The organism is Dietzia sp. Alg238-R159 (assembly GCF_900537145.1).
GTDB classification, from domain to species: Bacteria; Actinomycetota; Actinomycetes; order Mycobacteriales; family Mycobacteriaceae; genus Dietzia; species Dietzia kunjamensis.
Genome location: NZ_UNRI01000001.1, coordinates 695782 through 710113, shown reverse-complemented (window position 1 = coordinate 710113; position 14332 = coordinate 695782). Strand labels below are relative to the sequence as shown.

Here is a 14332-nt window from a genome sequence, read left to right as displayed (position 1 = left end):
GTCCCGCGTCGCGGGCGGTGGCACCCCACCCCGCCCGAGGTCCCGGCGACCGCCGCCCCCGTCGACCTGCCACCATGGAGCACATGGAGTCAGGTATGGGCCTTCCCGCGTCGACGGACGTCCTCGTGGTGGGCTGCGGCCCCGCCGGTTCGGCGACCGCGACGTGGTTGGCGCGTGCTGGTCGCGAGGTCACGGTGCTCGACGCGGCACTGTTCCCGCGCGACAAGACCTGCGGCGACGGGCTCACGCCCCGGGCGATGTTGGAGGTCGACCGGCTGGGTCTCGGCGGGTGGGCGCGGGACCGCATCACCATCCGCGGGCTCGAGCTGCGGGGCTTCGGCCACTCCCGGCGGGTGCCGTGGCCGGCCGGTGAGCACGGTGGGACCGGGTCGGCGGTGCGACGGACGGTGTTCGATGACCGGCTCCGGCAGGCGGCCGTGGACGCGGGCGCCGTGGTGCATGGCGGCGTGCGCGTGACCGGCGTGGAGAGGGGCGACGACGGCGAGGTGACCGCTGTCCGGACCGAGGGCGGTCGCGTGGAGTGCCGAACCCTCGTGGTGGCCGATGGCGTGCGGTCGCCGGTGGGCCGACTGCTCGGCCGGACCTGGCATCGCGACACGGTGTACGCCGTGGCCGCGCGCTCCTACGTCCGGTCCGGGCGTCATGATCATCCGTGGATCGGCTCCGATCTCGAACTCCGAGACGAGGCGGGCGCCATCCAGCCCGGCTACGGCTGGGTGTTCCCGCTGGGTGACGGCGAGGTCAACCTCGGGGTGGGTGCGCTGGCGACCTCGGCGCGGCCGGCGAACGTCGCGGTCAAGGAGCTACTGCAGCACTACGCCCGTAGCGTCCGTGGCGACTGGGGCCTGGCCGGCGAGCCGAGGGCGGTGACGTCCGCGTTGTTACCGATGGGCGGGGCGGTCTCGACGGTCGCCGGTCCCAACTGGGCGGCGGTCGGCGACGCCGCGGCGTGCGTGAACCCGCTCAACGGTGAGGGGATCGACTACGCGCTCGAGGGCGGCCGCCTGCTCGCGGAGTTGATCCTGGCGGGAGCGGGTGTCGGCCGAGGAGGCCCGGGCTCGAGAGCGGGCGCGGCCGGTTCGCCCTCGGGCGCCACCTCCGGTGACCTGACGCATGCGTGGCCCGCGGTGCTCCGCGAGACCTACGGCGAGTCGTTCGCGATCGCCCGCGACGCCGCGCGCCTGCTCACCTATCCGAAGTTCCTGCCGCTGGCAGGACCGGTCGGGATGCGTTCGCAGGCGCTGATGACCGCGGCGGTGCGGTGCATGTCCAACACGGTCGCCGATTCGGACCGCGATGTGGTGGCCCGCGGCTGGCGGGCAGCGGGGTCGATCGCCCGCAGGCTGGACCGTCGGCCCCTCTTCGCCGACTGACCCGCCGGGCCTCCGCTTCGGCGGCGGGTGCGTGTGCGGCGGCGGTCGGATCAGGCCGCGCCGGAGTCAGGCGGGGCGGCGCGCCAGGTGGATGGCCGCGATGCCGCCGGTGAGGTTGGTGACGCTGCCGCGCTCCCAGCCGCTGGCCTCGATGATCTGGAGCAGTGCGTGCTGGTCCGGCCAGTCGCGGATGGACTCGGCGAGGTAGACGTACGCGTCCGGGTTGGACGAGACGCTGGTGGCGATCTTCGGCAGCGCCCGCATGAGGTAGTTCATGTACAGCGCGCGGAAGGGCGGGAACACGGGCGTGGAGAACTCCACCACGGCCAGTCGCCCTCCGGGCCTGACGACGCGGGCCATCTCCCGCAGTCCGGCAGCGGTGTCCTGCACGTTGCGCAGCCCGAAGCTGATGGTGGCGGCGTCGAAGGAGTCGTCGGCGAACGGCAGCTTCATGGCGTCGCCCGCGACCTTGGGCACGTCCCGGCCGGCGCCCGCCCGCAGCATTCCCAGCGAGAAGTCCGCGGCCACGCACCACGCGCCGGACTTGGCGAGCTCGACGGTCGACACGGCGGTGCCGGCGGCCAGGTCGAGGATCCGCTCCCCGGGGCGCGGCGCGAGCAACGAGCGGGCCCGCCGCCGCCACACGCGGTCCATGCCCCCGGAGAGGACGGTGTTGGTCAGGTCGTAGCGCTTGGCGACACCGTCGAACATCGACGCGACGTCGCGGGGCTGCTTGTCGAGATTGGCGCGGGACACGCCGTCGACGCTACCCGCCCCCGGCGCGCGTGGCCGATCAGGCCACCACACGTGGGGCTCGGCTCCCGCCCACACCACGCGCGTTGGTCCGGTCGACCCCGATCGTGCGCGCGCCACCCCTGCCCACGCCGACCCTGCCCATGCCACCCCTGCCCACGCCGACCCTGCCCGAATCGGACCGGGCGCCCGCCGCCGCGTAGTGGTCGAAGAGTTGGGCGCAGATCGCGTCCCAGGTGCGACCGAGGACGGTGGCGCGGGCGCCGGCGGCCAGTCGCTCGTGGTCGGCGAGCACCGCGTCCACGGCCGGCGACACCTCGGCGGCGTACCGGCGCGGGTCGAGCAGGACGCCGTTGACCCCGGTCTGCACGAGGTCGCGGGGCCCGCCCTGGTCCGGGCCGACGACGGGTACGCCGGACGCCTGCGCCTCCTGGATGGACTGGCAGAACGTCTCGAACTCACCGGGGTGGCAGAACACGTCCATCGTGGCGTAGGCCTGCCCGAGCCGGTCGCCGTGGAGTTCGCCGGTGAAGATCGCGTGGGGCATGGCGGCCTGGAGTGCGGGGCGGTCGGGGCCGTCTCCGACGACGACGAGGTGGAGGTCTCCCCCCGGGCCCGACCGGTCGGCCAGCGACTGAAGGCGCTCGACGTGCTTTTCCGGGGCGAGCCTGCCGACGAATCCCACGACGGGCCGCCCCTGCGGGGACCACAGCGCGTGCAGGGCCGCACTGCGCCGGGAGGGCGAGAAGCGCTCGGTGTCGACGCCCCGCCCCCACCGGTACAGGCGCGGGATCCCGTGGGCCGCGAGATCCTCCATCGCGGCGGTCGACGGGGCGAGGGTGCGGTCGCAGCTCGCGTGGATGGCCCGGGTCCAGGTCCAGGCCGCATCGGCGACGACACCGATCCCGTAGGCATCGGCGAACCCGGCCACGTCGGTCTGGTAGACGGCCACCGAGGGCACGTCCAGGGCGCGGGCCGCGGCGGCACCGGCGGCACCGAGCACGAACGGCGACGCCAGGTGCACCACGTCGGGGCCGAAGTCGCGCAGGGCGCCGAACACGCTCGGGCTGGGTGCGCCGACCGGCAGGGAGGACACCACCGGCACCCTCACCGCGGTGACCCGGTGGACGGGATAGCCCAGGTGGTGGTCGGGGCCGCTCGCGTCTGCCCCGTACCCGCCGAGCAGTGGTGCGACCGCACTGACCAGCGGGTGCGCCCGGACGGCACCGGCGGCGCCCTGCCAGAAGCCGACCTGTCCGGAGGGGGCCACCACCAGACAGTCGTGCCCGTGCCGACGCGCGTACTCCAGCACGCGCAGGACGGAATTGGTGACGCCGTTGACGTTCGGCAAGAACGATTCGGTGACGATGGCTACGCGCACGACCCCACTGTCGCCGGGCCGGGACACGGGCCGGTGATCAGCGAGAAACGGTGCGTCGAACTCGTGGTGCCGCCCGGTGAACCCTCGGTGACGCGGCGGCGTAGGCGAGCGCCGCCAACGGGACGACCACGGCGGGCACGGACAGGGCGGGCACGACGGCGACGGTCCAGCTGCGTCCCGAGACCCGCACCAGATCGGGGTTCGCGCGCCGGAACTCGACCTGCACCCGCTGCCCCTTGACGAGCCCGGTCGGGTAGAACACGCCGGTCACCGGTCGGACGGTCCGCCCGCCGCCGGCGTCGAACTCCACGGCGGCCCGCCGATCGGTGACCTCGGTGACCAGCGCCGTGGCGCTGCCCATGTCCCGGTCGATCCGCTGGTCGTTGATGAAGCACGCCAGCACGAGGAGCACGGCTGTGAGCAGTGAGAACACTCCCGCGGTCACGGCCACCACCCGCACGCCCCACCGGATACGGCGAGCGCGACGGATCTGCCGGGCAGAGACCGGGGCCGTCGCGGTCACCCGTCCGCCACGGCTTCCGAGCGCAGGGCCGCGTGGAGGTCGCGCAATCCCTGCCGGTCGGTCGCGACGCGCACCACCCGCAGACCCTCGGGCACGATGTCGCGGTGCCCGTTCGGGAACGCGGGCTGCGCGAGCAGGGCCTCGAGTCCGGCCGGGTCGGTGTCGGTGAAGGGCACCCCGGCGCCCGCGCACAGGGCGCCCAGGTCGGCGCCGTGCGGGGTGCCGAAGACGCGCTCGAAGTCGGCGGCCAGGCGGGGGTCCCCCTGTTCGAGCAGGGAGAAGATGCCACCACCGTCGTCGTCGGCCACGACGATCGTCAGGTCGTCGGGGTGGCGCTCCCGCGGCCCGAGCAGTAGGCCGGACACGTCGTGCAGGAAGGTCAGGTCGCCCAGCAACGCGACGGTCCGCCCCGGCGCCGACAACGCGACCCCGATCGCGGTGGAGACCGTGCCGTCGATCCCCGACGCCCCGCGGTTGGCGTACATCGCCACGTCCGGGTCGAGCGGGCCCACGAACGACAGGTCCCGCACGGCATTGGAGGCACCCACCACGAGGTTGTCCCCGGCCCGGACGCCGCGGGCCACGGCACGCGCCACGTGCAGTCCCGTCGGCGCGCCGGTCTCGAGATGCCGGTCCAGCAGCCGGTCCACGGCGGCGCGGGCGTGGGCGTCGGCGCGGGCCGTGGTCTCGGTCCATTCGGGGTCCACGCCCCACCCGGTGAGGACGGAGTCGGCGAGCTCGGCGGCGCTACCGGTGGGGTTGGGCGAGCGCGGGCCGGCGTCGAGGATCACGAGGTCGACGTCCGGGTCCGCCAGCAACCGCGTGACGGCGCGGTGCAGCGTCGGCCGGCCGGTGACCACCACCTGCTCGGGCCGCAGCGCCGGGATCGCCAGCGGGTGCACCGGGTGCAGCGGGACGGGGGCGCCGGGCTCGGCCACCGTCGGCACCGCCACCAGCCCCGACACCGGTGCCGCCCCGACCCCCGAGACGACCAACGTGGGCCGCGTGAGATCCACCGCCACGGCCGAATCGGCGGGCGCCGAGTCGACCCCCGCCCCCGCTCGCTGCACCCACGGACGACCGTCCGCACGCCCCTCCGGCAGACGACCGGTCTCCGGGCCGCCGCCGACCTCGTCGTCGTCGTACCCCGGTGCGTCTCCCGCGAGGGTGAAATCCTCGTCGCCCTCGCCCGGCACGAGCGGCTCGCGGAACGCGATGTCGACCTGCACCGGACCCGGGTCGGCCGCCGCGGTGGCGGTGAGGATGGCCCGGCCGATCGCGCTGCGCCAGTGCCGGTGCTCGGACTCGGGGTCCCCGGCCGCGCCGAGCTCGACGACCGCGCGCGCGTGCGGGCCGAACAATCCCACCTGGTCGATGGTCTGATTGGCACCCGTACCGCGCAGTTCGGGCGGCCGGTTGGCCGTGAGCGCGAGGATCGGCACGCCCGAGTGGGCCGCCTCCACCATCGCCGGATGGAGGTTGGCCACCGCGGTGCCGGACGTGACGACGACGGGGACCGGCCGCCTCGACCCCAGCGCGAGCCCCAGCGCGGTGAACCCGGCGGCGCGTTCGTCGATCCGCACGTGCAGGGCGAGCCGGCCGGACCGCTCGGCGGCGGCCAACGCCAGGGCCAACGGAGCGCTGCGCGATCCCGGGCACAGGACCACGTCGGTGATCCCGTGGCGGACCAACTCGTCGACGAGGACACGGGCCTGCGCGGTGCTCGGGTTGCTCACGGTGGGGTTCATCGCCCCCCAGCCTAGTCGGGGGACGTGCCCGGGTCGGCCGCATGCGCGAGCCGCCCGGCCAACCCCGCCAGCCGCTCCCGCAGCCCGTCCGGCGACTCCACGGCGAACGGGCCCGGCAACCGCGCGAGGTACCAGGCCAGCGCGTCGAGGTCGGCGGCCCCGGTCTCCAGCCGGCAGGCCGGGCCGTCCGGATGATCCTCGGCGCGCAGCTCGGTGACCGTGCCGTAGGTGGGCGGGAACTGCTCGACCACCTCCGCCGCGGGTGCGAACACCACCACCCGGGCCAGGTGTTGGTACGGCGCCGCGGTCACCGCGTGCTGCACGTGCGCGGCCGGATCGGGCACGTCGGGGCGGGGGGTGAAGCGCCAGCGGCTGCGGTGGACGGCCCGGATGCGATCGAGGCGGAAGGTGCGCCAGTCCGCGCGGTCGAGGTCGTAGGACAGCAGGTACCAGCGCCGGCCCAGCACGACGATCCGGTACGGCTCCACCCGACGCTCGGTGTCGCGGCCCGCGCGGTCGCGGTACTCCAGTCGCACCTGCTCGGTGCCGCGGACCGCGTGGCCCAGGTCGATGAGCAGATCCGGCTCCACCGGGGTGTCCGAGCCGGGGACCGCGACCATCGACTCGGTGACGTCGGCGACCCGCTCGCGCAACCGGCCGGGCATGACCTGGTCCAGTTTGGTCAGGGCGCGCAGCGCGTGTTCGCCGACGCCCGCCACCGCGCCGCCCGCGGCCAGCCGCAGGGCGATCGCCACCGCCACGGCCTCGCGGTCGTCGAGCAACAGCGGCGGCAGTCGTCGGCCCGAGCCCAACCTGTACCCGCCACCCGCGCCCCGCTCAGATTCCACCGGATACCCCAGGTCACGGAGCCGGTCGACATCACGGCGGATGGACCGCGTGGTCACCCCCAGCTCGGCCGCCAGCTCGTCGCCCGTCCACACCGATCGCCGCTGCAGCAGGTCGAGCAGGCCCAGCACGCGCTGGGTGGTGGGCATCCTGTCCTCGGTCATGCCAGCAGTGTCCCACCCTCAGCGGACCGATCCTGTCCGGATGGGCTGACACGCTGGGCGGACACCACCACCGTCAGGAGATCACCGTGACCGCCACGACCCGCCCCATCGACTGGACAGCCCAGCTCGTCGACCAACTCGACTTCCACTGGAACGGCCAACTGCGGCCTCGCCTGGAGGGCATGACCGACGACGAATACCACTTCTCCCCCGCCGCCGACGAGCGCACCTGGGACGTCCGACCCCGTGGGACCGGCACCGCGCCCATGCAGGGCGGCGAGGGCGAGTACACCATCGACTTCGAGTTCCCGGAGCCGGTGCCCGCCCCGCTGACGACCATCGCGTGGCGGATCGGCCACGTCGTCGTCGGCGTCCTCGGCGCCCGGTGGCACTCCCACTTCGGCGGACCGCCCCACGACTACATGACCCACACCTACGCCGGTGACGCCGCGGGCGGACTCGCCCAACTCGATCGCACCTACGCGGGCTGGATGGAGGGCGTGCGGGCGCTCGACGCCGAGGCCCTGGCCGCCCCCGTGGGCGAGGCCGAGGGCCCGTGGGCCGAGTACTCCATGGCTGCCCTGGTCCTGCACATCAACCGTGAGGTCATCCACCACGGTGCCGAGATGTGCCTGCTCCGCGACCTGTACGCCCACACCCACTGACACGGCGGCGCCGCCGTCGTTCCCGACCGACGCCGTCGTCCTGCTGCCCGCCACGAACACCCGACACACGAGGAGTCGTCATGCCCCTGTTCCCCGCCACCCGCGACACCGAGCGAGAGAACCTGCTCGAATGGATCGACGCCGAACTGGTCAACGCCCGGTCGATCGTCCACGGCCTCACCGGCGACCAGCTGCGCGCCTGCCCCCTGCCCACCAGCGAACTGACGCTGGGCTGGCTCATCCTGCACATCGGCGAGGTCGCCGAGAGCTGGACGGCCCGCGCCGCCGCCGCGCCCGACGCGCCCGCGACCGGGCGGTCGCTGCCGGAGGCGTTCGCCTGGGCCGCGACCGTCAACCGGGTCGACCCCGACGCCACCGCCGAGGAGATCCTCGCCGAATTCGACCGGCGGCACTCCGCCGCCCTCGACAACCTCCGGACGTGCGACCTCGACGCCCCGGTGCCGGTACCCGCCGAGATGCCGTGGTTCCCGCCCGGCCAGCCGTCGTTCAACGGACGCTGGGCGGCGATGCACGCGCTGAACGAGATCGCCCGCCACTCCGGACACGCCGACATCCTGCGCGAGGCGATCGACAGCCGGACGATGTACGAGCTGATCGCCGAGGACCAGGGCATCGACATGTCCTACATCGGAGCCTGGTTCGCCGCGCACCCGGAGGTGCCGGCCCCGCAGTGGTGACCGGCGGAGTGGTGACCGGCGCCGGGGTGGCCGGCGGCGGGGTGGCCGGCACTCGGTGGCCGGCGGCGGGCTCAGTCCTCGTCGTACCAGCCGTCGAACGTGGTGAACTGGCCCTCGATCATCCCGGCGACCGCTCCCGGTTCGGGGATGAGCTCGGCGTCGGTGGCGATGCCCACGGACACCGTGCCGTCGTAGCTGAAAATGCAGATCCCCAACGCCTGGTCGCCGCTCATCGGCACCCACCCGAGCATCCCCGACACCGGCGTGCCGGCCAGCGAGACGGTGGAGACGGGCCCGGGCACCGAGGTCAGCTGGCCGACGGTCTTGTTGGCGAACAGGTCGATCACCGCGTGCGCCACCGGGCCGGGCGTGACGGCCACAGTGAGCATGGTGGCGAAGTTGACGTGCGGCTCGAGGGAATAGCGCACCCGCGTCATCGACGTGGTGATCGCCTCGATGAGCTCGTCGGTGTCGTCGACCCACAACGGGAGTCTCATGAGGATGAGCGTGATGTGGTTACCCAGTTCCTCCGGCAACTCGTCACCGACCGGGGAGACCGCCATCGGCACCATGAGATTGATGTCGGAGACCCGCCGGTCGCCCTGGGTGTCGAGGTACTTGGTGAGCGCCTTGGACACGGCGGCCAGCATCACGGTGGTGACGGTCGTGTCGTGCACCTTCGCCACCCGCTTGACCGCCGCCAGGTCGAGCCCCGCGATCCAGGAGACCTTCTTCTCCGCGTGCGCCTTTCCGCTCCAGGACAGTTCGGGGGATCGCGGCTCGAACAGCAGACGGAAGACGCCCCGGTAGGTGTTGGCGGTCCGGTTCTCCGCGTTGATGTTGTCCGTCAACGACTCCACGACGCGCGTCGGGACCCGCGTCAGTGACCGACCGGGTGCCGCGACGTCCCGCGCCAGGCGGGCCAGCGTCAGCGGGAACCGGACTGTGGCGCCGGTCAGCCCCCGGGCGATCCCCCACGAGTCCTTGGCCAGTCCGGCACCGGCCCCGGTGACCGCCCCGAGGAGGCCACCGCCGGAGGGCGCGAGATCCCGGCCGACGCTGGGCAGGGACGAGTCGTCCTCGTGGTCGCACAGACCCAGCACGAGCTGGGTGAGCCGGATCCCGTCGACGACGCCGTGCTGGACGCGGAACAGGATCAGCGCCCCCTCCTGCTCGCCCTCGTGCCCGTGGTAGCCCTCGATGTACTCGGCCCGCCACAGAGGTTGCCCCTTCGGCAGCTGCACCGCCATCTGCTCGGCGATGTAGGCCTCGGCCTCGGCGCGACCGCCCGGCTCGGGAAGCCTGCTGCGCACGAGGTGGTTGGAGATGTCGTAGTCGGGGTCGTCGACCCAATACCAGCGGCGGCCCCGGCGGACCGGGGTGCGGTGGAACACCGGGTGGGCCTCGACCATCCGCGTCTGGATGGCCCGGGTGACCTCGTCCCAGTCGGGGATCTCGGCGAACCACACCAGACAGTTGATGTACATGAGGTTGTCCGGGCGGTCCATGAGCAGCCACAGCTGGTCGCGCAGGGGGATCCGGACCCCGTCGTTCGCCGCCATAGCCCCGGCTCCTCTCGCTCGCCGACCACTCACCGCCGACCACTCTCCGCCGACTGCTCACTGTTGCACCCGTCGATTCGTCCCCACGCTAGAGCAGCGTTGACATGCACCACCGGGCTATGACCGAAGCGACAACGCACACGGCGGCACAATGGGCGGATGCGCGTCGTTCACACCCCGGATGATCCCCCGGCCAAGGGCATGTACGCCCTGCTCACCGCCTCGATCACACCCCGCCCGATCGCGTGGGTGTCGACGATCTCGGTCGACGGGGTGCCCAACCTCGCGCCGTATTCTTTCTTCACCGTCGCCTGCGCCGACCCGGCGATCCTGTCCGTGACCTCGATCGGACGAAAGGACACCTACCGCAATGTCGTGGACACGGGCGAGTTCGTGGTGAACATCGGCACCGAGTCGCTGATGGAGGTCATGAACGCCACCTCGGCGCCCGTCGGCCCGGAGGTCGACGAGTTCGAGATGCAGGGGCTGACCGCCGACCTCTCGGACGTCGTCGCGCCGCCGCGGGTCGCCGAGGCGCCGATCGCGTTCGAGTGCGTGCGCCATGACGTGATCGACCTGGGCACCAGCGCGATGCTGCTCGGACGCGTGGTGAGCGTGACGATCGATGACGAGACGCTCGCCGACGACGGTCTGCCCGACTTCGGATCCCTGCTGCCGCCGTCGCGGTTGGGCCGCCACCAGTGGGGGTACGCCCCGCGCACGCGCGAACTGCCCCGGCCGAGGAGGTGAGTGGGTCCCGGAGGTGACCGGTCCCGCGTCCGGCCGCGCCTCCAGCAGCAGCCCGTGCGTCGGCCGCCCTTGCGGCGCCCGCCCCAGTCGCACTAGCCCTGTCGCAGTAGCTCTGCCGCAGCTGCCCCTGTTGCAGCCGCCCCTGTTGCAGCCGCCCCTGACCATGGCGTCTCGCGTGCACCGCGGTGTGGGCGGGACGCCATGGTGGCACGCGGCTGGGCCGCGCGGCTGGGGCACGCGGCTGGGCCGCGCGGCTGGGCCGCGCGGCTGGGGCGCGGGCGGTGCATAGCCGGTCAAGTAGCCGACAGTCCGTCAAGTAGCCGACAGTCCGCCGAACTCCTTCCGACGCGTCTGCCCATGACCGCCCGCGCCCCGGAATCCACAACCCCGGCCATCTCCACAGGCCGAGCTGGAAGCGGCCCCCGCTGCGGCGATCCCCGCCTCCCCCAGCGCAATACTGCCTGGACATGAGCACCGATCACTCCCGCCCAGTCGTCATGTCCGCAGCCGAACTCCTCGCGCGCGGGTACAGCCGCCGAGCACGAGAACACGCCGAACGAACGGGTCAGCTCTACCGCGTTCGCCACGGCGTCTACGCGCTCGCATCGGACGTCCCCACCGGCCCCGACCAGGCCGAGGCAATCCTCGAGATGCGCTCGCGGGCCGCGGCGGGGAGCATCAGCCCGGGGACTGCGATGTCCCACACGTCGGCCCTCGTGTTGCACGGCCTCCCCGTCCACGGAATGGATACCCGGCGGGTCACCACCACCAGGCACCGCCCCGGGAGCGGGAGCAGGCGCAGGAAGAACACGATCTGCCACAATCTCGATCTCGCCGACGTCGTGACCGAGGTGGACGGGATCCCGGTGACGACCCCGGCGCGGACGATCGTCGACGTCGCGCGGTCGAGTCCCTTCACCGGCGCGGTGTGTGCGGCGGACGAGGCGTTGCGTCGCAATCTGTGCAGCTCGGGCGACCTGGCGTCAGAGCTCGAGGCAGCTGCCGGCAGGGTCGGCATCGCGAGGGCCCGGGCGGTGGTGGCGTTCGCCGATCCGGGCGCCCAGTCTGTCCTCGAATCGGTCAGCAGGGTCACCATCAGCCGCGCCGGTCTGCCGATGCCGCAACTCCAGCGGGAGTTCATCTTCCCGGACGGGACCTCGACCTTCGTAGACATGTACTGGGAAGAATGGGGGCTCGTCGGCGAGGCCGACGGGTCGGGGAAGTACGGGATCGACGACGGCGAGGGGTCCGTCCGCCAGAAGCTGCGCGACGAGAAGAAGCGGCAGAACAACATCGAAGCACTGGGCAACATCTTCCGGCGTTGGCAGTGGGAGGACTATCTGCGCGGCAGGATCGTGCCCATCATCCGCGAGGCGATGAGGATCCAGAATTCCCTCGGACGGGGCCCGGGCCGCGCAGCGTGACCTCGGGCCAGCGCCCGGCGCCCCCGCCCCCACCGATGGCGTCTCGCTCCCGGGCAAGGCGTCTCGCTTCCGGACCTGGCGTCTCGCGCCCGGCGCGGCGTCGAAATCCCCCGCCAGCCGCTCCTGGATCTGGCGTCGTGCTCCTGCCGTTGTCCGCGATGGGCGTCCCCGCGCCTGGCCATGGCGTCTCGCCCTCCCCGCGGTGCGTGCGAGACGCCATGGCCAGGCGCGGCTGCGGCGGGGCGGCTGCGGCGGAGCGGCGGGGCAGCTGCGGCGGGGCCGCTCAGAGAAGTTCGTAGCAGCGGCGGATCCGGTCCAGCCACCAGTCGCGGACCTCACCGCTCACACGCAGGCCCTCCAGTCTCGCCGGGTCCGGCGCCACCGGGCGGACCGGGAGACAGCCGTCCTCGAGGGCGAACGTGCCCGGTTCGACCACGTCCTCGACGAAGAACCCGCCGGTGCCCAGACCTGCGGCGGGAATCGCGTTGTCGTCGTCGGGTCCGGGACGGCCACGCCCGGCACCACCGGGCATCGCGGCTGCCGCGGAGACCCCCGCGGCGACGCCCACCGCCGAGTCGAGGGCGCTGGACACGGTGACCGGCACCCCGAGCTCTGCGGCCACCGCGAGCAGGCAACGCGGCCCGCCCAGCGGCGCGACCTTGACCACCGCCCGGTCGGCGCCGCCCGCCCGCACGACGCGCAGGGGGTCGGAGGCGCGGCGGATGGACTCGTCGGCGGCGACGTCCACGTGCACCCCGTCGGCGGCCAGGCGCTCCCGCAGTTGCACCAGTTCCTCGACGGTGGCGCAGGGCTGCTCGGCGTACTCCAGGCCCGGCCCGTCCAGTGAGACCGGGCCGGTGCCGGGGGCCCGCGCGACGTCGTCCGCACGCACCGCCTGGTCCAGCACCCGGATCGCGTGGGCGGCCTCGGCGACCGACCACGCCCCGTTGGCGTCCACCCGGACGCGCGCGCCGGGGCGGGCCTGGAGGACGGCGGCGACGCGGGCGACGTCGTCGACGAGCTGCTGCCCGGACTCGGCCACCTTGACCTTGACCGTCATACAGCCCGGGAAGCGGTCGAGGATCGCCGCGACGTCCCCGGCCGCGACCGCCGGGACCGTGGCGTTGACCGGGACCCGGGAACGCAGGGCCGGCGGCGGGCCCTGCCACGCCATCTCCAGCGCGGAGGCCAGCCAGTGGGCGGACTCCGCATCGTCGTACTCTCCGAACGGGCCGAACTCGCCCCACCCGGCGGGGCCATCGATCAGCGCGACCTCACGCTCGGTGACGCCGCGGAACCGCACCCTCATCGGCAGGGCCACCACGTGCACGCGGGCGAGCAGATCGTCGATCGACTCGGGGCCCGGTACGGATGTCATGGCTCCACGCTAACGTCGAACCCATGACCGAGAGCAGCGCACCGCAGGACCAGGCCACCGGAAACCCGTTCGACCCGTCGCAGTGGCGGGAGGTCGAGGGCTTCCGGAACGGGGAGGACCTGACCGACCTGACCTACCACCGCCACGTGGGCGAGGGCCGTGTCAACGGGATCGTGCGGATCGCGTTCGATCGCCCCGACGTGCGCAACGCGTTCCGCCCGCACACCGTGGACGAGCTGTACCGCGTCTTCGACCACGCGCGCCGCTCCCCCGACGTCGGCACCATCCTGTTCACCGGCAACGGGCCCAGCACTCGCGACGGCGGGTGGGCGTTCTGCTCGGGTGGCGACCAACGGATCCGTGGCCGGTCCGGATACCAGTACTCGACCGAGCACGACTCGGACGTCGCCGGCGCCACGGCCGACAAAGTCGACGAGGCGCGCGTCAAGGCCGAGGGCGGGCGGCTGCACATCCTCGAGGTTCAGCGGCTCATCCGCACCATGCCGAAGGTCGTGATCTGCCTGGTCAACGGGTGGGCGGCCGGCGGTGGGCACTCGCTGCACGTGGTGAGCGACCTGACCCTGGCCTCCCGCGAGCACGCCCGGTTCAAGCAGACCGACGCCGACGTGGGCTCCTTCGACGCCGGCTACGGCAGCGCCTACCTGGCCAAGCAGGTGGGCCAGAAGTTCGCGCGCGAGATCTTCTTCCTCGGCCAGGCGTACACGGCCGAGGAGATGTTCCACATGGGTGCCGTCAACCGGGTGGTGGACCACGCCGAGTTGGAGAACACCGCCATCGAGTGGGCGCGGCAGATCAACGGCAAGTCGCCCACCGCGCAGCGGATGCTCAAGTTCGCGTTCAACCTCACCGACGACGGACTCATGGGCCAGCAGGTGTTCGCCGGTGAGGCCACGCGGCTGGCGTACATGACCGACGAGGCGGTGGAGGGCCGCGACGCGTTCCTCGAGAAGCGCGAGCCCAACTGGGACGACTACCCGTACTACTACTGAGCAGGCGGCGACACGAGCCGCGGATACAGTGCTCAC

At 73.0% G+C, this 14332-nt stretch carries 12 protein-coding genes and 1 pseudogene; 6 read left to right on the top strand and 7 right to left on the bottom strand.

All coding sequences use genetic code 11. From position 1 onward, the window contains the following. Positions 1–83: 83 nt before the first annotated feature. Positions 84–1394 carry a geranylgeranyl reductase family protein gene (locus G6R20_RS03300; protein ID WP_163375553.1) on the top strand — a complete coding sequence of 437 codons (1311 nt, stop codon included), beginning with the start codon at positions 84–86 and terminating at the stop codon, positions 1392–1394. A gap of 66 nt (positions 1395–1460) precedes the next feature. Here the strand turns inward: G6R20_RS03300 and G6R20_RS03295 are convergent, their stop codons facing one another. From G6R20_RS03295 to G6R20_RS03275, 5 genes and pseudogenes are all read right to left on the bottom strand, one after another. Then, positions 1461–2150 (bottom strand): demethylmenaquinone methyltransferase, encoded by a 690-nt coding sequence (locus G6R20_RS03295; RefSeq protein ID WP_163375552.1) that lies wholly within the window; start codon positions 2148–2150, stop codon positions 1461–1463. A gap of 187 nt (positions 2151–2337) precedes the next feature. Further along, positions 2338–3528: pseudogene (locus G6R20_RS03290) on the bottom strand (glycosyltransferase family 1 protein); the annotation flags it as partial. A 37-nt stretch (positions 3529–3565) separates the two neighbouring features. After that, positions 3566–4051 (bottom strand): DUF3592 domain-containing protein, encoded by a 486-nt coding sequence (locus tag G6R20_RS03285; RefSeq protein ID WP_163375550.1) that lies wholly within the window; start codon positions 4049–4051, stop codon positions 3566–3568. Next, entirely contained in the window at positions 4048–5799 is a 1752-nt protein-coding gene (gene menD, locus G6R20_RS03280) for a 2-succinyl-5-enolpyruvyl-6-hydroxy-3-cyclohexene-1-carboxylic-acid synthase (protein WP_163375549.1), read from the bottom strand. Before menD ends, G6R20_RS03285 begins: the two co-directional genes overlap by 4 nt. Before the next feature lie 11 nt (positions 5800–5810). Next, on the bottom strand, positions 5811–6809 hold the full coding sequence (locus G6R20_RS03275; protein ID WP_163375548.1) for a YafY family protein: 999 nt from the start codon (positions 6807–6809) through the stop codon (positions 5811–5813). A 107-nt stretch (positions 6810–6916) separates the two neighbouring features. On the opposite strand from G6R20_RS03275, the gene G6R20_RS03270 reads away from it, so the two are divergent. Together G6R20_RS03270 and G6R20_RS03265 are read left to right on the top strand one after the other, a co-directional pair. Then, on the top strand, positions 6917–7474 hold the full coding sequence (locus G6R20_RS03270) for a DinB family protein (RefSeq protein WP_163375719.1): 558 nt from the start codon (positions 6917–6919) through the stop codon (positions 7472–7474). An 80-nt stretch (positions 7475–7554) separates the two neighbouring features. Then, entirely contained in the window at positions 7555–8172 is a 618-nt protein-coding gene (locus tag G6R20_RS03265; RefSeq protein WP_163375547.1) for a DUF664 domain-containing protein, read from the top strand. A gap of 71 nt (positions 8173–8243) precedes the next feature. On the opposite strand, the gene G6R20_RS03260 is transcribed toward G6R20_RS03265, so the two are convergent. Next, positions 8244–9734, bottom strand: a complete 1491-nt coding sequence (locus tag G6R20_RS03260; protein ID WP_163375546.1) for a WS/DGAT domain-containing protein — start codon at positions 9732–9734, stop codon at positions 8244–8246. A gap of 159 nt (positions 9735–9893) precedes the next feature. On the opposite strand from G6R20_RS03260, the gene G6R20_RS03255 reads away from it, so the two are divergent. Together G6R20_RS03255 and G6R20_RS03250 are read left to right on the top strand one after the other, a co-directional pair. Then, positions 9894–10484, top strand: a complete 591-nt coding sequence (locus G6R20_RS03255; RefSeq protein WP_163375545.1) for a flavin reductase family protein — start codon at positions 9894–9896, stop codon at positions 10482–10484. 467 nt (positions 10485–10951) lie between these two features. Beyond that, positions 10952–11908, top strand: a complete 957-nt coding sequence (locus G6R20_RS03250; protein WP_163375544.1) for a hypothetical protein — start codon at positions 10952–10954, stop codon at positions 11906–11908. A gap of 283 nt (positions 11909–12191) precedes the next feature. On the opposite strand, the gene G6R20_RS03245 is transcribed toward G6R20_RS03250, so the two are convergent. Then, positions 12192–13286, bottom strand: coding sequence for an o-succinylbenzoate synthase (locus tag G6R20_RS03245; RefSeq protein WP_132063065.1), 1095 nt, complete (start codon positions 13284–13286; stop codon positions 12192–12194). A 23-nt stretch (positions 13287–13309) separates the two neighbouring features. Between G6R20_RS03245 and G6R20_RS03240 the strand changes: the two genes are divergently transcribed. Beyond that, positions 13310–14296, top strand: a complete 987-nt coding sequence (locus G6R20_RS03240; protein ID WP_069390162.1) for a 1,4-dihydroxy-2-naphthoyl-CoA synthase — start codon at positions 13310–13312, stop codon at positions 14294–14296. Positions 14297–14332: the final 36 nt, after the last annotated feature.

What these genes read in the sequence shown, in the direction of transcription:
- G6R20_RS03250 (WP_163375544.1), top strand. Translation starts at nt 10,952, where the DNA reads ATGAGCACCGATCACTCCCGCCCAGTCGTCATGTCCGCAGCCGAACTC.
- G6R20_RS03260 (WP_163375546.1), bottom strand. Translation starts at nt 9,734, where the DNA reads ATGGCGGCGAACGACGGGGTCCGGATCCCCCTGCGCGACCAGCTGTGG.
- menD (WP_163375549.1), bottom strand. Translation starts at nt 5,799, where the DNA reads ATGAACCCCACCGTGAGCAACCCGAGCACCGCGCAGGCCCGTGTCCTC.
- G6R20_RS03240 (WP_069390162.1), top strand. Translation starts at nt 13,310, where the DNA reads ATGACCGAGAGCAGCGCACCGCAGGACCAGGCCACCGGAAACCCGTTC.
- G6R20_RS03275 (WP_163375548.1), bottom strand. Translation starts at nt 6,809, where the DNA reads ATGACCGAGGACAGGATGCCCACCACCCAGCGCGTGCTGGGCCTGCTC.
- G6R20_RS03265 (WP_163375547.1), top strand. Translation starts at nt 7,555, where the DNA reads ATGCCCCTGTTCCCCGCCACCCGCGACACCGAGCGAGAGAACCTGCTC.
- G6R20_RS03245 (WP_132063065.1), bottom strand. Translation starts at nt 13,286, where the DNA reads ATGACATCCGTACCGGGCCCCGAGTCGATCGACGATCTGCTCGCCCGC.
- G6R20_RS03300 (WP_163375553.1), top strand. Translation starts at nt 84, where the DNA reads ATGGAGTCAGGTATGGGCCTTCCCGCGTCGACGGACGTCCTCGTGGTG.
- G6R20_RS03255 (WP_163375545.1), top strand. Translation starts at nt 9,894, where the DNA reads ATGCGCGTCGTTCACACCCCGGATGATCCCCCGGCCAAGGGCATGTAC.